15 protein-coding genes are annotated in these 20,542 nt (G+C 71.8%); 8 read left to right on the top strand and 7 right to left on the bottom strand.

What is annotated here, in order from left to right; genetic code table 11:
- The first annotated feature begins 430 nt into the window (after window positions 1–430).
- The 3 genes from AB0959_RS32470 (at window position 431) to AB0959_RS32460 (ending at window position 6,356) form a co-directional block, all read left to right on the top strand.
- Window positions 431–3,307, top strand: coding sequence for a peroxidase family protein (locus AB0959_RS32470; protein WP_366830263.1), 2,877 nt, complete (start codon window positions 431–433; stop codon window positions 3,305–3,307).
- An 84-nt stretch (window positions 3,308–3,391) separates the two neighbouring features.
- A complete protein-coding gene (locus AB0959_RS32465) occupies window positions 3,392–4,795 on the top strand; it encodes a hypothetical protein (RefSeq protein ID WP_366830262.1) in 1,404 nt (467 codons plus the stop codon).
- Between the two features lie 94 nt (window positions 4,796–4,889).
- A complete protein-coding gene (locus AB0959_RS32460; protein WP_366830261.1) occupies window positions 4,890–6,356 on the top strand; it encodes a membrane-associated oxidoreductase in 1,467 nt (488 codons plus the stop codon).
- A gap of 1 nt (window position 6,357) precedes the next feature.
- Here AB0959_RS32460 and AB0959_RS32455 read toward each other — a convergent pair whose 3' ends face one another.
- Entirely contained in the window at window positions 6,358–8,163 is a 1,806-nt protein-coding gene (locus AB0959_RS32455) for a TIM barrel protein (protein WP_366830260.1), read from the bottom strand.
- Window positions 8,164–8,304: 141 nt separating this feature from the next.
- Complete coding sequence (locus AB0959_RS32450; RefSeq protein WP_366830259.1) at window positions 8,305–9,180, bottom strand: shikimate dehydrogenase; 876 nt, start codon at window positions 9,178–9,180, stop codon at window positions 8,305–8,307.
- Between the two features lie 266 nt (window positions 9,181–9,446).
- Here AB0959_RS32450 and AB0959_RS32445 point away from each other — a divergent pair, with 266 nt between their 5' ends.
- Together AB0959_RS32445 and AB0959_RS32440 are read left to right on the top strand one after the other, a co-directional pair.
- Window positions 9,447–10,112 carry a TetR/AcrR family transcriptional regulator gene (locus AB0959_RS32445; protein ID WP_366830258.1) on the top strand — a complete coding sequence of 222 codons (666 nt, stop codon included), beginning with the start codon at window positions 9,447–9,449 and terminating at the stop codon, window positions 10,110–10,112.
- A gap of 238 nt (window positions 10,113–10,350) precedes the next feature.
- Complete coding sequence (locus AB0959_RS32440) at window positions 10,351–11,706, top strand: MFS transporter (protein ID WP_366830257.1); 1,356 nt, start codon at window positions 10,351–10,353, stop codon at window positions 11,704–11,706.
- Between the two features lie 59 nt (window positions 11,707–11,765).
- On the opposite strand, the gene AB0959_RS32435 is transcribed toward AB0959_RS32440, so the two are convergent.
- Window positions 11,766–12,884 carry a class I SAM-dependent methyltransferase gene (locus AB0959_RS32435; RefSeq protein ID WP_366830256.1) on the bottom strand — a complete coding sequence of 373 codons (1,119 nt, stop codon included), beginning with the start codon at window positions 12,882–12,884 and terminating at the stop codon, window positions 11,766–11,768.
- 247 nt (window positions 12,885–13,131) lie between these two features.
- The gene (locus tag AB0959_RS32430; RefSeq protein ID WP_366830255.1) at window positions 13,132–13,605 is read right to left on the bottom strand and encodes a PPOX class F420-dependent oxidoreductase; all 474 of its coding nucleotides are present in this window, start codon (window positions 13,603–13,605) and stop codon (window positions 13,132–13,134) included.
- Window positions 13,606–13,678: 73 nt separating this feature from the next.
- Here AB0959_RS32430 and AB0959_RS32425 point away from each other — a divergent pair, with 73 nt between their 5' ends.
- The 3 genes from AB0959_RS32425 (at window position 13,679) to AB0959_RS32415 (ending at window position 17,053) form a co-directional block, all read left to right on the top strand.
- The gene (locus tag AB0959_RS32425; protein ID WP_366830254.1) at window positions 13,679–14,263 is read left to right on the top strand and encodes a TetR/AcrR family transcriptional regulator; all 585 of its coding nucleotides are present in this window, start codon (window positions 13,679–13,681) and stop codon (window positions 14,261–14,263) included.
- Entirely contained in the window at window positions 14,260–15,741 is a 1,482-nt protein-coding gene (locus AB0959_RS32420) for an MFS transporter (protein WP_366830253.1), read from the top strand. Before AB0959_RS32425 ends, AB0959_RS32420 begins: the two co-directional genes overlap by 4 nt.
- Window positions 15,742–15,826: 85 nt before the next feature.
- A complete protein-coding gene (locus AB0959_RS32415) occupies window positions 15,827–17,053 on the top strand; it encodes a serine hydrolase domain-containing protein (RefSeq protein ID WP_366830252.1) in 1,227 nt (408 codons plus the stop codon).
- Between the two features lie 57 nt (window positions 17,054–17,110).
- Here the strand turns inward: AB0959_RS32415 and AB0959_RS32410 are convergent, their stop codons facing one another.
- From AB0959_RS32410 to AB0959_RS32400, 3 genes are read right to left on the bottom strand one after another with little or no spacing between them, the layout of a single operon-like run.
- Window positions 17,111–18,292 (bottom strand): saccharopine dehydrogenase family protein, encoded by a 1,182-nt coding sequence (locus AB0959_RS32410; RefSeq protein WP_366830251.1) that lies wholly within the window; start codon window positions 18,290–18,292, stop codon window positions 17,111–17,113.
- Complete coding sequence (locus tag AB0959_RS32405) at window positions 18,285–19,340, bottom strand: saccharopine dehydrogenase (RefSeq protein WP_366830250.1); 1,056 nt, start codon at window positions 19,338–19,340, stop codon at window positions 18,285–18,287. The genes AB0959_RS32410 and AB0959_RS32405 overlap by 8 nt, the downstream gene beginning before the upstream one ends.
- Window positions 19,337–20,491 (bottom strand): FAD-binding oxidoreductase, encoded by a 1,155-nt coding sequence (locus tag AB0959_RS32400; protein WP_366830249.1) that lies wholly within the window; start codon window positions 20,489–20,491, stop codon window positions 19,337–19,339. The genes AB0959_RS32405 and AB0959_RS32400 overlap by 4 nt, the downstream gene beginning before the upstream one ends.
- Window positions 20,492–20,542: the final 51 nt, after the last annotated feature.

Genomic DNA, 20,542 nt, shown 5'->3' with positions numbered 1-20,542 from the left:
CTCCGCCCCCAGACCCCCGGGTGGGGGGGTGGTTGGGGTGGGTGGGTTGGTGCGGGTTGGGTGTGGCTGGTCGCGCAGTTCCCCGCGCCCCTAAAGACCCGCGCAGTTCCCCGCGCCCCTGGCCCCCGAACGGGGTCGAAGGGGCGGAGCCCCTGGAGGATGGGACGGGTAGGGCGGCGGGGGCGAGAAAAGAGCCACCGCCACACCCCCTCCCATGGGACCGCTGGGATGTGAGCACCCTCCAGGGACTCCTACATACGTTCGACTACAGCCTTGACATGCCCATTTGCCGCCATCCGCACGTTTCTCCGTAGATGTTCGACATGGCGCGAACCGTCGCTGCCGGCGGCAGGCCCCCGCCGGTAGCGTGTGCGGGCCCCCACTTTGCCCCCCGTCACGTTCGCATCCGTACGTACGAAGGAAACGGCAGATGGCAGAGTCCGGGCAGCAGGACCAGCGGTACGAGCGGTACGAAGGCGGCAGCCCCGAGGCCGAGCGGCTCGTGTTCGAGCGGCTGGCACGGGAGTTGATGAACGTCCAGGTCAGGAACCGCCGCGCCGGAGGCGGCGCCACAGCCCGCGCCTTCCACGCCAAGTCCCCGGTGGGCGTGGAAAACGCCCACCTCCGCTTCCACGACGATCTCCCCCCGGCCCTGCGGGTCGGGTTCGCACAACCCGGCGCCGAGTACAACGCCACCGTGCGGCTCTCCAACGCGAGCGGCATCCGCCAGGGCGACGGCGCGCCCGACCTGCGCGGCGCCGCCGTGCGGGTGCGGGTGTCGCAGGACGAGAGTCACGACCTGCTCGCGACCAGCCACCCCGTCTCGCACGCCCGCAACGCGCGCGAGTTCGTGGCCTTCGCCAAGGCGATGGCGGGAGCCAAGAGCCCGCTCGGCAAGGCGTTCGGGCTGTTCGTGAAGCTGCCGCTGGCCGTGGGGCTCGGAACGGCGAACAGGATGCGCAAGAACGTCCGGGCCGCCACCCGACGCACCGTCAGCTCCCTCGCGACAGAGACGTACTGGAGCCGGGGCGCCATACTGTGGGGGGACGCCGGCCCCGTGCGCTATCTCCTGCGCCCGGCACCCGGCACCCCTCCCACGGCCACCTCCGACCGCCGGGACCCCCAGTTCCTGCGACGGGAGTTCACGAGGCGGCTCGCGAAGACGGACGTCGTGTTCGAGCTGTGCGTGCAGCGGTACGTGGACGAGCGGCACACACCGGTCGAGGACGCCTCCGTGGAGTGGAGGGACTCCGTCGCGCCGGCGTTGGCGATAGCCCGGCTCACCATCCCCAGGCAGGACCTGGGCAGCGCCGAGGCCCGTGCCGCCGTCCGGCGGATCGAGGACCTCGCCTTCAACCCCTGGTACACGACCGACGAGTTCCGCCCGCTCGGCAACATCAACCGGGCCCGCAAGGCCGCGTACCGGGCGAGCAGCGCCCACCGGCTCGGGCAGCGCTTCGTCACGCGGGAGCCGCTTCAGAACCGGTTGCTCGACCGGCCCGTGGGCGCCGCCTTCGCACTGCTGAACCGGTACATACCCTGGCACCGGCTGCCCGTGTCGCTGAGCCTGCTGAACCTGGTGTTCCTGCGCAAGGTGCTGCGGCGGCTCAATCTGATCGACGCCGAGGTGCGCGAGGCTCCGCCGAAGGCCCAGTCCGTCCCGGAGCCCGTACCGGAGCGACTGCGTACGGAGCGGTCGTACGACGGGACGTACAACGATCTGTCCGATCCGAGGATGGGGGCCGTCGGGGCCGCCTTCGGGCGCAATCTGAAGCCCGTCCACCGGCCGGATCTCTTCGATGTGCCGAACCCGGTCACGGTCAGCCGTGAGCTGCTGTACCGGGAGAGCTTCGTGCCGGCGACCTCGCTCAACGTGCTGGCCGCCGCGTGGATCCAGTTCCAGGTGCACGACTGGGTCAACCACCGCCGCTACAAGCTCGGTGACCGCAGCGTGGAGGTGCCGCTGCCGCCCGGCTCCGAACCCTGGCACAACACGCCCGGTGGGCCCGCCGAGAGGGTCATGCGGATCGCCGAGAACGAGGGGCTGGAGCAGCCGGGCGACCACCCGCCGATCCTGTTCGGCAACTACGCCTCCCACTGGTGGGACGGCTCGGAGGTGTACGGCGCGGACGAGCAGACCGCGCGCTTCCTGCGCGAGCCCGGCGGTGGCGCGGGGCTCCGTCTTGAGGACGGCCATCTGCCGGGCGGGGCGAACGGCGTACCGCTCACCGGGTTCAACGAGAGCTGGTGGATGGGCCTGAGCGCGATGCACACGCTGTTCGCGCGCGAGCACAACGCGGTGTGCGACGCGCTGCGCGCCGAGTACCCGTCGATGGGTGAGGAGCGGATCTACCACACGGCGCGGCTGGTGGTCTCGGCGCTGATCGCCAAGATCCACACCGTCGAGTGGACGCCGGCGATCCTCGCCACCGAGGCCATCGACATCGGGCTCAAGACCAACTGGCAGGGACCGCCGAGGAGTTGGCTGAACCAGTTGGGCCTGTGGCTGTTCGAGGCGCACTCGCTGACCGGAATCCCCAAGACGCTGCCGGACCACCACACGGCGCCGTACTCGCTGACCGAGGACTTCACGACCGTCTACCGCATGCACCCGCTGATCCCGGACGACTTCGAGCTGCGCGAGCACAGCTTCGGGCAGCGCCTTCAGACCGTGGGCTTCCTCGACATCCATGGTGGCGCGGCGGAGACGCAGATCCGCAAGACGGGGCTGGCGAACTCGCTGTACTCGTTCGGGATCGCCCATCCCGGCGCGATCACGCTGCACAACTTCCCGCGTGCGCTCCAGCACTTCGAGCGGGACGGCGAGATCATCGACCTCTCGGTCGTCGACCTGGTCCGGACGCGGCGACGGGGCGTGCCCCGCTACAACGACTTCCGCGCGGGCCTGCACAAGCCGCGTCTGCGCTCCTTCGAGGAAGTGTCGGAGAACCCGGAGACCGTGGCCCGGCTGAAGGACGTCTACCGCTCGGTCGACGAGATCGACACCGTGGTGGGACTGTTCGCGGAGAACCCGCCGACGGGATTCGGGTTCAGCGACACCGCGTTCCGCGTCTTCATCCTCATGGCCAGCCGCCGGCTGCAGAGCGACCGGTTCCTGACGGTCGACTACCGGCCCGAGATCTACACCCCGCTCGGTATCGACTGGGTGGAGAAGGGCGGCATGAACTCGGTGATCCTGCGCCACTGCCCGGAACTCGCGGCCCTGCTGCCGCGTGAGGCGAGCGCGTTCGCGCCGTGGCGCACGGTCCGGCCGGCGGGCAACGGAGGCGTGAGTGAGGAGACCTGACGGGGTCTGAGGGAGAAGGCCTGACCGGGTCCGAGCAACAAGACCTGCCCAGGTCTGAGCGATAACAGTCAACGGGGGAAGCACATGACAGTCATCGACGACCAGCCGGAGTACGCGAGCGCGCCCCAGGGGCACCCTGGGCTCGACGACCTGCTCCGGCGTCCGCTGCTGGAAACGGTCTGGCGGCGCCGCACCCATCGGGTCAGCCGGGGCGCTTCGGTGCCCGCCGGCACCATGACCTACTCCTCGCCGCACACCGCGCAGCCGCTGTCGGAGCTGGAGGAGGCGGTACTCATCGCCATCACCGGGTGCACCGGGCTGACCATGCCGGACCGGCCCTTCGACGACCCGCGGGACGGCAAGCCCATCATGGCCAAGCCCAACCTGACCATGGCGGGCCGGACCGCGGGCAGCCCGGACAACGCCCAGGGCACCCACTTCTTCATGATCAACGACTCGGGGACGTACTTCCTGCGGCGGCTGCCGCCCGCGCCGCGGGAGCCCTTCGACGCCGACACCCTGATCGCGCGGGCCCGCGCGGCGAAGGTGAAGGTACTGGACCACCGCCTCGACGTCGACGAGGGGCAGCGGGACTTCCCGGCGTACCTGGACTCGAACCGGTTCCTGTCCAACCTGCCCGGGACGACGCTGTTCTTCCCGGTCGTCGACCTGTCGCACCAGTACGTCAACGCGCTCATGTATCTGCTCACCCAGCCGGACGGGGCGCGCCCGACCCTGGTCGACGACCGCAACTTCTACCGTCCGGCCGGGGTGCGGAAGTGGGTCGACAGCGGCTTCCTCAACAAGGACCTGAAGCTGCCGCTCGGCGCGCTCGGCCCCATGCGTACGCAGATCGAGGCTGACCTGCTGCTGCAGAACCTGATGCTGACGGCGGAGGCGATGGGGCTGGGGGCCTGGATCCACGCCTCGATCAGTCCGCAGATCGCGCTGGGCGACCCGAAGTTCTCGCGGAAGTACGGCAGGATGCTCGGCTTCAGCTTCGCCACCCCGCGCTGGCGGCTCGGCGATCTGTGGCGCTGGCACATCCCGTTGCCGAAGTACGCCGATGTCCGCTCCCACCCGGTCGGTCTGCGCTCACGCGGCGGCGAACCGCTCATCGCGGCCGCGTGCCCGCCCGCGTACCGCTCGATGTCGGACGCGGTGGACGCGATCATCCGGGAGAAGTTCGGCCAGGGCGGCACGTACGCCGACAAGGACGTCTTCGCCCGGATCTACAAGGAGGACTACGGGCAGCGGTACCTCGCCGAGGCGAGCGAGTACGAGGAGCGCGTGATCGACTGTGCGCGGGACGTCTGCGAGTACATCTGGCGCACGCACCGCCGCTTCCCGGCGCACACGGACGCGATCCACGTCCCGGGTGTCTGGCTCCAGGCGCACCACGTCGAGACCGAGTACTACGAGCGGTACTTCACGAACGGGCTGACCGACGCGCACCGCGGGCACGGGGAGGTGTGGGACCGGGTGTAGTGCGCGGTGAGTGACCGGTGGGTGATCGGTGGTACGGAATCGCGGACAGCCACGGCGAGTTGACAGCTCGGAGGGGTCGCGTCAGAGTCCGGGCGTGAGTGAGATCAACGATCTGACGCCGGCCGAGGCACGGGTGTGGCGGGCGTTTCCCCGGGGCGGGGCCGTGGACTTCCGTACGGCTGACGACGAGGACGCCTCGCTCTCAGACGGGTGGGGGCCGGAGCGGACCGTACGGGCGAGCGTGCTGCGGGCGCTGCTGCTCAAGGCGGAGCGGGAGGAGGGGGAGGTCGCCGCGCTCAAGGTCGCGGGTGCGCGGATCACCGGGGTCCTGGACCTGCGGTACGCGACGGTCGACAGCGTCGTGCGTCTGAGTCACTGCCGCTTCGACGACACTCCCGACCTCTCCGGTGCGAACCTGAGCTACCTGAACCTGAGCGACTCCGTTCTTCCCGGTCTGGGGTCGGCACGCGTCCGGGTGGACGGCAGCCTGCGGTTGTCGGGCTGCCGGTTCCACGGGCCGGTCCGCCTCGGTGGGGCGCAGATCTCGGGAGCGTTGTACCTGGAGCGCACGGAGGTCACCGCACCGGCCGGGCCGCAGCCCGCGCTGCAGCTCAAGCACGTGACCGTCGAGGACGAGATATGCGCGAACGGGCTGCGCACGCACGGCGAGGTGCGGCTCGACGGCGCCACCGTCGCCGGGTCGGTCACCCTCGACGGCGCGCGGCTCCATCACCCGGGGGGCGCCGTCCTCGACGCGCAGACCCTCGTCGTGGAGGGCGACGTCCTCATGCGGCGTGTGGAGGCGCTCGGCTGGATCGGTCTGGGCGGCGCCCGTGTCGCGGGGCGCCTCGACCTGTCGCACACCCACCTGTCGAACCCCGAGGAGGCGGCGCTGCGGGCGAGCGGCTGCTCGTTCGGGGAACTCTGGCTGCGGGGGAACGCGTCCCTGCACGGCAGACTCAATCTGCGCCGCACCCAGGTCGACGTCCTGTTCCTGGAACCGGACGCGGTACCGGACGTGGTCCTCCTCAACAGCCTCGTCTACACCACGCTCATCCCCCACGAGCCCGCCGAGCGTCGTCTGCCGATGCTGGAGCGGGACCGCGAGGGGTACGTCCCGCACGCCTACGAGCAGTTGACCGCCGCCTACCGCCGCATCGGCGACGACCGGGCCGCCCGGCTGGTCCAACTGGCGAAGCAGCGTCGCCACCGCTCCACGCTCCCCTGGTACGGCGCGCTGTGGGGCTACCTCCAGGACGCCACCGTCGGCTACGGCTTCCGGCCGTTGCGCGCCTGCGTCTGGCTGCTCTCCCTGCTCACCATCGGCTCGGTCGCGTACGGACTGCACCCGCCCACACCGCTGAAGCCGTCCGAGGCCCCGCCCTTCAACCCGGTGTTCTACACGCTGGACCTGCTGTTGCCGGTGATCTCCTTCGGACAGGAGGGCGCGTTCGCCCCGGAGGGCTGGTACCAGACGCTGTCCTACGTCCTGATCATCACGGGCTGGATCCTGGCCACGACGGTACTCGCCGGCGTCTCCAGGTCCGTCAGCCGCCAGTGAGTCACCGCACGGCGTGCTGCGCTGCCAGCCGGACGGGTGCGTTCTGGGCGCCGTAGCCGCGGTAGCCGCCGTCGCGCTGGACGAGTTCGAAGAAGACGCGGCCGATCGTGCGGGTGTAGCAGTGCCGGAACTCGCCGTGCGCGTCCCGGTCGTAGAGGATGCCCAGTTCGCGGTACGTCTCCAGTTCGCCGTCGGGGAACTCGTACCGGGCGGCCAGGTCGTCGTGGTAGTTCGCGGGCACCGGCAGCAGGCGTCCGCCGGCTGCGCGGAAGGCGCGGGCCGTCGCGACGATGTCGTCGGTGGCGAGCGCGATGTGCTGGGCGCGGGCGCCGTCGTCGGTGGGGGCGGGGCCGACGCTCAGGGCGATACGGACGCTGCCGTCGGCGTTGGTGACCGCGCGGCTGCGGTGCAGTCCGTAGGGGTCGGCGACGTCGACGCTCTCCTGGGCGTGGAGTCCTAGCACACTGCGGTGGAAGAGGACCGCCTCGTCGAACTCGTGCCAGGGCTGGGTGAGGGCCAGGTGGTCGATGCGGGTGACTCCGTGGGTGGTCGCGTCCTTGTGCGGTAGGTCCATGAAGTCGGCACGCCAGTCGGGGAGTTCGGGCCGTGTCGCCGCTTCTCGCGTGGCGACGAGGAAGAGTTCGGTGCCGTCGGGGGCGGCCACCGCGTCGAGGAGCGCGTCCTCGGGAGCACGTCGGCGCGGCAGCACGGGGGCGAGGAGGGCCTCGGCGCGGCGGGCGGCACCGGCCGGGTCGGGGGACTCCAGACCGATCGCGGCGAGGGCGGTCCCGTCACGGCGGGCGGCCGGGCCCGTGTTGACGAGGACGCGGGCCTCGCCCTGCTGCCACAGGTCCACGGGCTTGCTGCGGTGGCGGGCCGTCCGGGCGAAGCCGAGGGCACCGAGGAGCGCGGAGGCGGGTTCGGTGTCGGCGGTGACGAGTTCGACGAAGGCCGCGCCCGCGGGGACGACGGGTGCGGGCAGCGCGGCCAGGCCGGCCGCCTCCTGCAGGACGAGGAGGGAACGGTGCGCGTCGACGGCCGTGGGGCCCGCCTCGGCCTGCCGGAACACGTCGTTGAAGATCTCCAGGGACAACGGGCCCTGATAGCCGGCCGCGACGACGTGCCGGAGCAGGCCGGTGACGTCGAGGCCGCCCTGCCCGGGGAAGCAGCGGTAGTGGCGGCTCCACTGCAGGACGTCCATCGCCATGAGGGGCGCGTCGGCGAGTTGCAGGAAGAAGATCTTCTCGCCGGGGATGTCCGCGATGCCTTCGAGGTCCTTGGGTTCAGAGCCGCGGGCGAGGATGTGGAAGCTGTCCAGGCAGGTGCCGAGCGCCGGATGGTCAGCTGCCTCGACGATGCGCCAGGCGTGGTCGTACGTGTTGACGTGGCGCCCCCACGCCAGTGCCTCGTACGCGACGCGGATGCCGAAGTCCTGGGCCAGGTCTGCCAGTTGGCGCAGCTGGGCGGCGGCGAGCGCGTCGTGGTCCTCTGCGAGCGGGGAGACGCTGGAGCAGACGAGGACGGTGTCGGCGCCGAGGCGCCCCATCAGTTCGAACTTGTGACGGGCGCGCCGCAGGTTGCGGGCGAACTCCTCCGGCGGCACGGCCTCGACGTCACGCATCGGCTGGTAGAGGTCGATGCCCAGGCCCAGGTCGGCACAGCGGGCGCGGATGTCCTCGGGGGTGAGGGGGCTGGCGAGCAGATCGTTCTCGAAGATCTCGACCCCGTCGAAGCCCGCCCGGGAGGCGGCCGTGAGCTTCTCGGTGAGGGAACCGCTGAGGGAGACGGTGGCGATGGAGGTACGCATGGACGGTGCTCCTTCAAGACTTGGGTTCCGGCAGCGCGCCCCCAAGGGGGCGCGGGGCTGTGTCACGGTGCGGCTCCGCCGCGTGGGCGCGACCAGCCACAAACGACCGGCAGCCGAACTACCGCATCACCCGCACGGCGCTCAGTTACGGACACTCGCAACACCGGCCAACTCCCCAATGTCCGCCAGCATCCGCCCAGCGTCCGGCTCCCGGCCGGTGAACAGACGGAACGCGTCCGCAGCCTGGAAAACAGCCATCCCACCCCCGTCCAGCGTGGCGCAGCCAACCTCCCGCGCGGCCCGCAACAGCTCCGTCTCCAACGGCCGGTACACCACCTCCGCAACCCACAACCCCGACCGCAGCAGCTCCGCGGGAAACGGCAGCCCAGGATGCGCGGCCATCCCCGTGGGCGTCGCGTGCACGACCCCGTCGGCTCCGGCCAGCAGCCGGGGCAGGGCATCGAGAGACGCCGCGGCCGCGCGGCCCGGACCGAAGCGCCGGTTCAGGGACGCGGCGAGGTCAGCGGCCCGGTCCGGCATCGCGTCCACCACGGTGACGTGCTCCGCGCCGAGGGTGAGCGTGGCGTGGGCGACGGCCGCGCCCGCGCCTCCGGCGCCCAGCTGGACCACGCGCTCCAGCGGGACGTCGGGCAGGCCGCGGGCGAAGGAGGCCGCGAAGCCGGTGACGTCCGTGTTGTGGCCGATGGCTCGGCCGTCCGCGAAGACGACGGTGTTGACCGCGCCGAGCGCCTCGGCCTGGGGGGCGAGCGCGTCGAGGTGCTCGATGACGAGCTGCTTGCACGGATGCGTGATGTTCAGCCCGTCGAAACCGAGGTCGCGGGCGGCGCGCACGAGGTCCCCCACCGCTTCGGGGGCCACGCCCAGTGTGTGGATGTCGATCAGGCGGTACACGTAGCGCAGGCCCTGCCGGTCGGCCTCGCGCTCGTGCAGCGCTGGGCTGAGCGAGGGTCCGATGCCCGACCCGATGAGACCGACGAGATACGAGTCCTGGGGCACTGCGCGCCTCCTGCGAGCGGCTCACTAATGTACGAACTAGTACGTTACTCATATCAGCCCGTCCGGAGTCCTGGGAAGAGGCCGGTCCCCGCCCGGAGAGACCCGGACGCCCCGCGCCCCCTGGAACGACAGACACCTGCTTCTACAATCGCGGGCACCGGAAGCCCTTCATCGCGGACACTGGACCTCGATCGGGGTCACCGGGGCCGACCGGGAAAGGCCCCCGCCTCCCGCCCGATGGAACCCGAGGAATCCGAGGAAACCCCATGACCACTGTCGAAGAGCCGGCCCGTTCCGGCGGGCGGCTGCGCGACGCGGCCCGCACGAAGGCCGAGATCCTCGACGTGGCGACGAGGGAGTTCGCCCGTGCCGGGTACGCCGGGGCGCGCGTCGACGAGATCGCGGCCCGCACCCGCACCACGAAGCGGATGATCTACTACTACTTCGGCGGCAAGGAGCAGCTGTTCACGGCCGTGCTGGAGCGCGCGTACTCCGTGATCCGGCAGGCCGAGCAGGAACTGGACGTCGAGCACCTGGACCCGGTCGCGGCCATCCGGCGGCTCGCCGAGCTGACCTTCGACCACCACGAGGCGCACCCCGACTTCATCCGCCTGGTCAGCATCGAGAACATCCACGAGGCCGAGCACATCGCCGCGTCCGAGGAGCTCGGGAAGATCGGCTCCCCGGCGCTGGAGGTCATCCGCCGCATCCTGGAGTCGGGCCGGACGTCGGGCCTGTTCACGGCGGACGTGGACGCCGTGGACCTGCACGCGATGATCAGCGCGTTCTGCTTCTTCCGGGTCTCCAACCGGCACACCTTCGGCGCCCTCTTCGGCCGTGACCTGGTCGCCGCCGGCCAGCGCGAGCACTACCGGACCATGCTCGGCGACATGGTCATCGCGTACCTGACGGCGGACCGAACCACCGATTGACGGCGGACCGACACGGATTGACGGCGGAGCGGACCAGGGGCTGACGGCGCCCCTTCCGCAGAACCCCTTGACACCCGGGAAACGTCGGCGCAACATCACTGGCCAACCACTACTAACTATCCAGTGGGTTAATTAACCGGGTAGCGCCCGGCCCGGCCGACCCGTCACCCCCAGGGATCCGGCACCTCTCCCCTCCGCTCACTCCACCTACGGTGGAGTTCCCTCGAAGGAGCACGCCGTGTCGTCTGTCCCCGCCGCACCCCTCGACGCGCCACCCGGCCAGCCGAAGAAGGCCGCGACGGCCGCGTGGATCGGCAGCGCCCTGGAGTACTACGACTTCTTCATCTACGGCAGCGCCGCCGCGCTGATCTTCCCCGAGGTCTTCTTCGACGAGTCCGACCCGGCCACGGCGACCCTGCTGTCGCTCGCCACGTTCGGCGTCGCCTACGCGGCGCGGCCGGTCGGCGCACTCTTCCTCGGACACTTCGGTGACCGGCTCGGCCGCAAGAAGATCATGGTCTTCACGCTCGTCCTGATGGGTCTGTCGACGTTCCTCATCGGCTGTCTGCCGACGCGGGACCAGGTCGGTACGCTCGCGCCCGTCCTCCTCGTGCTCTGCCGTGTCCTGCAGGGCATCTCGGCGGCCGGCGAGCAGGCCAGCGCCAACTCGATGACCCTGGAACACGCGCCACCGAACCGCCGGGGCTTCTTCACCAGTTTCACCCTCAGCGGCACCCAGGGCGGGCAGCTGCTCGCCACCCTGGTCTTCATCCCGGTCGCCGCGCTCCCCGACGACCAGCTGCTGTCCTGGGGCTGGCGGGTTCCCTTCTGGCTGAGCATCGGTGTCGCCGTCGTCGGCTACGTCATCCGGCGCACCCTGGAGGAGACTCCGGCCTTCACCCAGCAGACGCGGTCCGAGGGTGTCGTGAAGCTTCCGCTGGCCGTCCTGCTGCGCGAGCACTGGGCGGACGTGCTCCGGGTGATCGCGGGCGCGCTGATCGCCTCGGTCTCCACGATCTTCACGGTGTGGGCGCTCGCGTACGGCACGAGCGACGCGGTCGGGCTGTCCCGCTCCTCGATGCTGTGGGTGGGCGCGCTCGCCAACCTCGTCGCGCTCGGCGCGATCCCGGCGTGGGCCGTGCTGTCCGACCGTATCGGCCGCCGCCCGGTCTACCTGATCGGCGCCGCCGGCAGCGCGGTCATGATGTTCGTCTACCTGTGGGCGATCTCCACCGGCTCCTACCCGCTGGTCCTGGTTCTCGGCATCCTCACCTTCGGTGTCGTCTACTCGGCGGCGAACGGCATCTGGCCCTCCTTCTACGGCGAGATGTTCTCCACCCGCGTCCGCCTGTCCGGCATGGCCATCGGCACGCAGATCGGTTTCGCGGTCGCCGGGTTCGCCGTGACCTTCGCCGCGCAGATCGCCGGCCCGGGCGGTGACGACTGGTCCGCCGTGGCCCTCTTCACCGCCGCCCTGTGCGTCCCGCCGGTCCTCGCGGCCCTCACCGCCCGCGAGACCCACCGGATCCCGACGGAACTCCTCGGCGAGCGCGCCTCGCGTGAGAAGGCGGGCCGGGAGACGGTCGCGGCCTGATCACGCGGCGAGTCCCCGAACGCCCATGGGGGTTCGGGGACTCGCCGCGTGATCGGTGATCAGTGACGGGCCAGACGCCAGAGCGACGTGATCTCCGCCGCCCTGGCGGCGTGGAGGGGATCCGCCATGTCCCGGGCTCGGGGATGCCGGGGCCTGGTGTCGGTCCGGTCCACCACGCGCAACCCGGCCGCCTCGATGCCGGCCATCAGCTCTCCGCGCGTCCTGAGGCCCAGGCGCTCGGCCAGGTCCGACAGCACGAGCCAGCCCTCGCCTCCGGGTCGGAGGTGGGCGGCCAGACCGTCGAGGAAGCGGCGGAGCATGTCCCCGTCCCGGTCGTACACGCCGTACTCGACGTCGGAGGTGGGGCGCGCGGGAACCCAGGGCGGGTTGCAGACCACCAGGTCGGCACGCCCGTCGGGATAGAGACAGGGGCCCTCGACCACCTCGACACGCCCCGTGAGGCGCAGCCGGCGGACGTTGTCGCGCGCGCAGGCCAGGGCGCGCGGGTTGATGTCGGTGGCGACGACGCGGCCGCTCCCCCGGCGGGCCAGCACGGCCGCGAGCACGCCCGTACCCGTGCCGAGGTCGAACGCGACACCCGGGCTCCCCGGGAGGGGCGCCCGCGCGACCAGGTCGACGTACTCGCCCCTGACCGGGGAGAACACACCGTAGTGCGGATGAACCCGAGCGCCGAGGGCCGGTACCTCGACGCCGTTCGTGCGCCACTGGTGCGCGCCGATCACCCCCAGCAGCTCGGTGAGGGAGACCGCCATCGGCCCGTGCGGCGTCCCGTACGCCTCGGCGCACGCCCGGCGTGTGTCCGGGGCCCGGCGAAGGGCCAGGGAGTGGTCGTCCTCCAGCAGCACCAGGAGCCTGCCCAGCACACGGGCGCGGTGGCGGCGGGAACGGCGGTACAGGTGGAAGGACTCCGCGGGGCTGTCACCGTGACCGGGACGTTTCCGGTCGACGCGACGGCCCATCGCCTGAAGGAGCCTGCGGGCGTTGTGGAAGTCGCCGCGCCACAGCAACGCCGAGCCCTCGCAGGCCAGTCGGTGGGCGGTGGCGGCGTTCATGCGGTCGTCCGCGACGACGATCCGGCCGGGCGGCGGCGTCGCGTTCTCGGAGTGCCATCGGGCGGATCGGGGGGTGCGGTCTTCGGTCCAGCGGATCGTGGACACCACGTACTCCTCGTGTTCGAACGTGCGGGGTACGAAGCCGCACTTCGACGAGGAGCAGCACTGAGGGCCCGTGCTGCGGCACGGGCGGGGGCATCAGAGCGGACGGGTCCTCAGGGCTCCCGCGTCGAAGCGCGCGAGGCGACGTCGCCGAGCACCAGACCGAGCACCATGCCGAGCGTCACGACCAGCCCTTTCAGACAGTTCGGAAAGACACGTACGTGGGACCTAGCGGGATACCGGGCAGAGCCTAGCGTCTGGGCGCCCCGTACGCCCGCTCCACCCTGAGCCGCAGGACGAGCCGTCGGTCGCGGACCATGGCCGCTCGGTAGTCGTCCCAGTCGGGGTGCTCGCCGCTGACGTCCCGGTAGAGCCGGATGAGCTCCTCGACCGTCTCGTCGTACGGGTCCTCGGCGACCGGGGTCAGATCGGCCGTGCCCTCGACGACCGTGTACGCCCACCGGTCCTCGCTGGTCACGTGGTACGACACCCGGGGGTCCCGGCGCATGTTGCGGGTCTTGGCCCGGGAGTCCGTGATCGAGACGCGCACCGTCCGCTCGTCGGGGTAGTACGCGTGGTTGACGTTGGAGAGCTGGGGGCGGCCGTCGGCCTTGAGGGTCACCAGTACCCCGCCCTTGTACTCGGAGAGCAGCCCGAGCAGTGCGTTCTGCGCGTCGCGCGCGGCGTCGGGCACGCCGTCGGCTTCCTTCGCGTCCTGGGTCATGTCTGATCAACGGCCGGTGGCCGCCGGGAATTCCGCGTAGACAGTGTCTACCCCTCGGTGGTAGACACTGTCTATGCCATCTGCCAGTGAACAGGACGGCGGGCTGCGCACCCGTCTGATCGAGGTCGGCGTCGAACTGGTGACCGCGGAAGGCGTGCAGGCGCTGTCCCTCAGGGAGATCGCCCGTCGTGCGGGCGTCTCGCACGGGGCGCCCCGCCGTTACTTCCCCACCCACCTGGAGCTGTTGTCCGCCATCGCGCGCCGGGGTTTCGAGGACCTGTCCGCCAGGGGCGCGGCCGCGATCGGCGACGGCACGGCGAGCCCGCGCGAGCAACTGGCGACGCTGGGGCGCGTGTACCTGGACTTCGCGCTCACCCGACGGGGCATGCACGAGCTGATGTTCCGTCACGACCTGCTGGAGAGCAACGCGTTGGGGCTGCGGGACACGAGCCTGCCGCTCTTCGCACTGCTGACGGACCTCGTCGGCCGCGCCCGCCCGGACGCCGACGCCCGCCTCGTCTCGGGCTCGCTCCTCGCGAACCTGTACGGCATCGCCCAGCTGTGGACCTGGGGCAGCCTCCAGCTGACGACGGGCGCCGACGACGTCGCACCCCTCCTTCGCACCGCGCTGGACGCCCATCTGGGGCAGGAAGGATGAGGGCGCCGACAGCGGCGGACGGAGCGATGGCGCCGACCGGAACCGCGGCACCGCACCGCCGCCTCACCCTCGCGAGCAGCGTGCTCGGCGCCGTGATCGTCGCCCTCGACGGAACGGTGCTCACCATCGCGCAGCCCACTCTCCAGCGCGACCTGCGCGCCTCCTTCACCCAGGTGCAGTGGACCAGCACCGCCTACCTCATCGCGGTGGCGAGCCTGCTGGTCTTCGCGGGGCGTCTCGGGGACCGCCACGGTCACCACCGGGTGTTCGCCGTCGGGATGCTGGGGTTCGGAGCGGCGTCGGCGGGCATCGGGTGCGCGTCCGGCGTCGGCTGGGTGATCGCGCTGCGGGTGGCCCAGGGCGTCTTCGGCGCACTGCTGCAGCCCGCCACCCTGGGCATGCTGCGCGCCGTGTACCCGCCCGACCGGCTGGGGATGCCGCTCGCGCTGCGCACCAGTGCCATCGGGGTGGCGGCCGCGGCCGGTCCCCTGGTCGGCGGGGTGCTGGTCACCCATCTGGGCTGGCGGTCGGTGTTCTTCCTTAATGTCGTGCCGGCGCTCGTGCTGGGCCTGGCGGCGCTGACCGTGCGGGCCCCGGCCCGGCGGCGGACCGGCGCCGTGGGCCTCGACCTGCCCGGTGCCGGTCTGCTCGCGGTGGCCCTCGGGGCTCTGGTGCACACGCTGGTCGGCGCGACGGCCGGGGGCCTCACGGCGGGGACGGTGCTCGGGCTGCTCGCCACGGCGGGCGCGGCCGTCGCGTTCGTACGCCGGGAGCGGCGCACCGCCGATCCCCTGCTGCCGCCCGGGGTGCTGGGCTCGGCGACCGTCGGTGCGGCGCTCGGTGTGCTCGTGGCCGCGTCGGCCGCGATGCTCGGCACGATGTTCGTCAGCAGCTACGCCCTGCAGGACGTCCTCGGCATGGATCCGCTGCGCACGAGCCTGACCGCGCTGCCGGGAGCCGTGGCGATGGTGCCGGCCGCGCCGCTCGCCGCCGTGCTGCTGCGCCGATGGGGTGCCCGTCCGACGGCGCTCGCGGGAATGGGGCTCCTGACCCTCGGCGTCCTCGTGCTGTCCCGGATCGGCGCGGGCACGCCGGCAGTCGGCATCAGCGGCGGCTTCCTGCTGGTGGGGGCCGGTTTCGGTGCCGTGATGGTGACGGCGACGGCGGTCGTCGTACGGGACGTCCCGGCGGAATCGGCCGGGGTGGCGGGCGGGCTCCAGCAGACCGCGCTGAACATCGGCCCGACGCTCGGGGTGGCGGTGGCCACCGCGGTGGTCGGCGTGTCCGGCGGGGCGGCCGGGGTGTCCGGCCGGGTGGTCGGTGTGCCGGGCGGGATGGCGCCCGGGCCCGCGCTCATGGCACTGGCGTGCGGGGCGGCGCTCGGCGGCGCGCTCTGCTCCAGGCTGCCCGGACCGGTGGCCCCCACGAGGGTTGACTCACCGTCCGTAAGGGACCATGAGAGGAAGGACGGTTCGTGAGCCGTGGAGCGGATCGGACCGTCGAGCCGGAGCGAAGAGCGTGGCCCGGGTCGCGGGAGCGCCCGGGCCGCACCGGAGGTGAGTCATGGGACGACTGCGACAAGAGGTGGAGCCGAGGTCGGTCGGCCTCGACCCGAAGGGCCTGGCCCGGCTGGACGAGCACTTCGCCCGCCTGGTCGACGACGGCCGGCTGCCGGGCTACCTCGTCTCCGTCGCCCGGCACGGCCAGGTCGCCCACCTCACGGCGTACGGCCACCGCGACCGCGAGGCCGGGCTGCCCGTGGAGAGCGACACCATCTGGCGGATCTACTCGATGACCAAGCCTGTCACGTCGGTTGCCGCGCTGATGCTGGTCGAGGAGGGCCTCCTGGGTCTGGACGACCCGGTGTCCCGGTACATCCCGGCCTTCGCCGAACCGCGGGTGTACGAGTCGGGCTCCGGTACCGAGACCGTCACCCGCCCGGCGCAGCAGCCGCTCCTGGTCCGCCACCTCATGACCCACACCTCGGGCCTGACGTTCGGCTTCTACCACTCCCACCCGGTCGACGCCCTCTACCGCGACGCGGGCCTGGAGAACTCCGTCCCCTCGGGCGCCGACCTCGCCCGTACGTGCGACGTGTACGCGAGCCTGCCGCTGCAGTTCGAGCCGGGCACGCAGTGGAACTACTCGGTCTCCTCGAACGTCCTCGGCCGCGTCATCGAGGTGGTCTCCGGCCGGGACCTCGACGAGTTCTTCACCGAGCGGATCTTCGGCCCGCTGGGCATGACGGACTCGGGTCTGTCCATCACCCCCGAACAGGCCCCGCGGCTCTCGGAGTTGTACGGGGAGGCGGACACCGGCGGCATCACCCCGATCCCCGGCCTCCCGCTGCACGGCCGCCCGCGCTTCCTGTCCGGCAGCGGGGGCATGGCGGCCACGGCCCAGGACTTCCACCGCTTCATGGAGTTCCTGCGCCGCCGCGGCGAACTCGACGGCACCCGCCTGCTCTCCCCGGAGTCCGTGGAGACCATGGCCTCCAACCAGCTCCCGGGCAACGCGGACCTGCGCTCCTTCGGCAGCGCACCTCACCAGCTGCCGACCAACGCGGGCGTGGGCTTCGGCCTGGGGGTGTCCGTCGTCATCGATCCCGAGGCGACCGACACCCCGTTCCCCCGGGGCACGTTCGGCTGGAGCGGCGTCGCCACGACGACCTTCTGGGTCGACCCGGAGCGGGACCTGACGGCCCAGTTCATGACGCAGCTGCGGCCGACCTCCTCCAGCACGGTCATCCTCGATCTGCGGCGACTGGTGTACGAGGCGGTGGTGGGCTGAGGCAGCGGGGGCTTCCGGGAGCGGGCGGCTCAGCCCGCTCCCTCCGGAACAGGCGGCTCAGCCCGCTCCCTCCTGGAACGTGAACTCGACGCCGTCACTTGCCAGTTCGGCCAACCACTCCTCCGACCGCTCAGCAGTCTCCGCCGCCCTGCTGAGCCCCGGCGGGAGGGAGCCGTCGAGGATGTGCCCTATGCCGAGGGCCAGGGGCCGGGAGACGCAGCGCGCCATGGCGCTCTCCTCGGCGGAGCCGACGGCGTCGAGCAGGTAACGGCCCGACCACGTCTCGCCCGACCCGCCCGTCACGTCGAGGGACACCGCGAGGACGACACGGTCACGGTCGTCGTCGGTGGTGGGGTGCGTCGCCGCCAGCTCGCGGGCCAGCGCGGCGATGCGCTCGTCGTCGCCGCGCTCCAGCTCCGCGAAGACCGGCGCCCAGGCCGTCAGCCAGCCGTCGAGGCGGAGGGTGCCGCGGACGAAGGTGCGGGGCTTCCAGGCGGCGGGGAGGGCGTACTGCGCGACGAACGGGACGCTGTCGCGGTTGGGGTACGCCTCGAAGGTCTCACCGTCGATCACGTGGGGCCGGGTCGCCTCCCAGGGGCGGGCCGCCGTCGTCTCGGCGCCGTCCTCGATGTAGCGGGCCGGTGCGCGCAGGGCGCCCAGCACCCCGGCCGGCGCCCAGCTGAAGCGGTACTTGAAGTCGTTCGGCACGGCCGGGATGCCGCCGCAGTACGAGGTGAGGGTGTACGTGGCCGCCGTGTCGGCGCCCACCGCCCGCTCGGCCCGCGCGACCAGGCTGTGCGCGAACAGGTGGTCGATGCCGGGGTCCAGGCCGGCCTCGGTGAGGACGGTCAGGCCGGAGGACTCGGCCGCCGGCACCTGGGCGAGGACCGCGTCGGAGACGTAGCTGGAGCAGGCGAAGTGGGCCCGCCGCTCGATGGCGGTGGCCAGCAGCGGTCCGTGTTCCGGGGCCGGGAGCATGGAGACGACCACGTCTCCCGGGGCGAGTTCGGCCGCGAGCGCGGGGAGCGAGTACCCGCGGGGCTCGGCGCGGCCCGTCAGCCCCAGGGCCGCCAGGGCGTCCGCCCCCCGTTCCTCCGTGCGGTGCCAGAGCCGTACGCGGTCGGCGGCGATACACAGGGCGGCGAGGCCGCTGCCCGTGGACAGTCCCGCACCGATCCAGTGGACCGTACCGCTCGCGGGGACGGCCACGTTCGCGGTCCCGCTCGCGCCCTCAGTCATCGTCGAACTCCCCTCCTGCGATACCGGATTCACGCAACGCCTCGTGGAAGCGGGCCAGGCAGCGGCCCCACGGCCCGGTGACGCCGAAGTCCAGCAACTGTGTCAACAGTGAGCCCGAGAAGTCGGTGCTGGCCTCGCGCGGCAGCAGGGACGGCAGATTGTCGATGGCGATGAGGTCGAGCGGGGGCCGCTCGCGCAGGCGCCGCACGGGGTGTTCCCAGTCCGTGGTCGTGTCGTAGACCGGCAGGACGTTCATGGGTGAGCCGACGTCGACCGTGACGTCCGAGAGTGTGCGCAGTCTGCGGTCGGGCTCGTCCAGGTCCTTGTCCGTCAGGAAGGGCGGCACCGGCCGGGTCGTCAGCACCGTGTTGACCATCAGCTCGTGGTCGAGGAGGGCCCGCCGGTCCAGGTCGCGGGTCTCGGCCAGGTCCCAGCTGGTCGGGATGATCCCGGCCTCGCCGAGCGCGACACGCGCCCCACGTCCGCTGCGGCCCAGCGCGCCGATCACCAGCGCGTCCACCTTCCCCGGGGACGCGCGGAGCCGTTCCTCCAGTTCCTCCCTGTCCGTGGGCCGCAGCGGAGTGTCGAGCACGCCCCGGTGGTGCAGCACGGCGAGGGCCGCGCCGATGTATCCGGCCCAGTACCCGAAGGCGGCGAGCCGGCGGCCCTCGTCGTCGACCAGGTACTCCAGGTCGAGCAGCGATCCGCCACCGGCGACGAACCGGTGCAGCAGCGCCTGGGCCCCGGGCTGCCCCTTGTACGCGTGCCCGAAGAAGATGTGGCGGTGGGTCAACTCGGCGGGTTCGTCGGGGAGTTCCTTGAGCCCGACGATCACCGCCTCACGGGGTGCCGTGATCCAGGAGCCCGCCGCCGTGACACGGCACCCGACCGCCTCGTACTCCTCGATCGGGAAGATCCGCTGGGGCGACTCCTCCACCGTCAGCGTGATGCCGTTCTCGACGAGCCGCGCGGCGTCCGAGGGGACGATCGGGGTACGGCGTTCGGTGGTACGGAACTCGTGGCGGAGCCACAGGTGGAGCTGGGTCATACCAGGTTGACCTCCGGGCGCGCGGCGTCGGCGGCGAACCGGTCGACGCTCAGGGGGCTGATGTCGACGAAGGGTACGCGGCCCAGGTACAGGTCGCGGACCACCTCGCCGACGGCCGGGCCCTGAAGGAATCCGTGACCGGAGAACCCGGTGGCGTACAGGAAGCGGGAGCAGGAACGCGCCTCGCCGATGAGCGCGTTGTGGTCCGGGGTGATCTCGTACAGCCCCGCCCAGCCGCCCGTGCGGCGCAGGTCGAGCAGGCCCGGTGCGCGTTGTTCCATGGCCTCGTACAGGCGGGGGATCCAGCGGTCGTGGGTCTCCGTGGCGAAGCCGGGGGTCTCGTCGGGGTCGGACATGCCGACGAGGAGGCCGGGGCCCTCGGCGTGGAAGTAGAAGCTGCTATGGAAGTCGATCGTCATGGGGAGGTCCGGCGGCAGGTCCGGGACCGGCTCGGTGACGGCGATCTGACGGCGCAGCGGCTCCACCGGGAGGTCGACGCCCGCCATGGCTCCCACGGCCCGGGACCAGGGTCCGGCCGCGCACACGACGGTGTCGGTGGTGATGCGGCCGTGGCTGGTGGTCACCGCCGTGATGGTGTCGCCGCGGGTCTCGATGCCGGTGACCTCGCAGTGCCGCAGCACGGTCGCGCCGTGGCGGCGGGCTCCCGCCGCGTAGCCGTGGACCACGGACTCGGGGGTGCAGTGCCCGTCGTCGGGCGAGAACGCGGCGGCCAGCAGGCCGTCGGTGGTGATCAGCGGGGACAGCGCCCGGGCCTCGGCCGGGTCGAGCAGGCGGCTGGGCACGCCGAGGGAGTTCTGCAGCCGGACGCCCGCCTCGAAGGCGGCGACCTCCGCCTCGGTCGACAGCAGGAAGAGGTAGCCGACGCGGTGCAGCCCGATGTCGTGGCCCGGCTCCTCGCCGAAGCGCGCGAACGCCTCCAGGCTGCGGGCGCCGAGCTGGATGTTGAGCTCGTCGGAGAACTGGGCGCGGACACCGCCCGCGGCCCGTGCGGTCGAGCCGGAGGCCAGCTCGTCACGCTCGACGACCACGACGTCGGGCACGCCGGCGCGAGCGAGGTGGTAGGCGATGCTCGTGCCCATCACACCGCCGCCGATGACGACGACGCGTGCGCGGAGGAGCTCCTGCGTCACGGGCACGGCCCCTTTCCCCGGTTGTCTGTTCGACCTCAGTCAGGTCTTCCA

The sequence above is a fragment of the Streptomyces sp. NPDC046862 genome, assembly GCF_040704615.1.
Classification (GTDB): domain Bacteria; phylum Actinomycetota; class Actinomycetes; order Streptomycetales; family Streptomycetaceae; genus Streptomyces.
This window is presented reverse-complemented; position numbering and strand designations above follow the sequence as displayed.

Excerpts from the sequence above, each read along its gene's own strand:
- AB0959_RS32415 (WP_366830252.1), top strand. The coding sequence starts at position 15,827 with ATGGGACGACTGCGACAAGAGGTGGAGCCGAGGTCGGTCGGCCTCGAC.
- AB0959_RS32470 (WP_366830263.1), top strand. The coding sequence starts at position 431 with ATGGCAGAGTCCGGGCAGCAGGACCAGCGGTACGAGCGGTACGAAGGC.
- AB0959_RS32455 (WP_366830260.1), bottom strand. The coding sequence starts at position 8,163 with ATGCGTACCTCCATCGCCACCGTCTCCCTCAGCGGTTCCCTCACCGAG.
- AB0959_RS32420 (WP_366830253.1), top strand. The coding sequence starts at position 14,260 with ATGAGGGCGCCGACAGCGGCGGACGGAGCGATGGCGCCGACCGGAACC.
- AB0959_RS32405 (WP_366830250.1), bottom strand. The coding sequence starts at position 19,340 with ATGACCCAGCTCCACCTGTGGCTCCGCCACGAGTTCCGTACCACCGAA.
- AB0959_RS32465 (WP_366830262.1), top strand. The coding sequence starts at position 3,392 with ATGACAGTCATCGACGACCAGCCGGAGTACGCGAGCGCGCCCCAGGGG.
- AB0959_RS32430 (WP_366830255.1), bottom strand. The coding sequence starts at position 13,605 with ATGACCCAGGACGCGAAGGAAGCCGACGGCGTGCCCGACGCCGCGCGC.
- AB0959_RS32445 (WP_366830258.1), top strand. The coding sequence starts at position 9,447 with ATGACCACTGTCGAAGAGCCGGCCCGTTCCGGCGGGCGGCTGCGCGAC.
- AB0959_RS32410 (WP_366830251.1), bottom strand. The coding sequence starts at position 18,292 with ATGACTGAGGGCGCGAGCGGGACCGCGAACGTGGCCGTCCCCGCGAGC.
- AB0959_RS32425 (WP_366830254.1), top strand. The coding sequence starts at position 13,679 with ATGCCATCTGCCAGTGAACAGGACGGCGGGCTGCGCACCCGTCTGATC.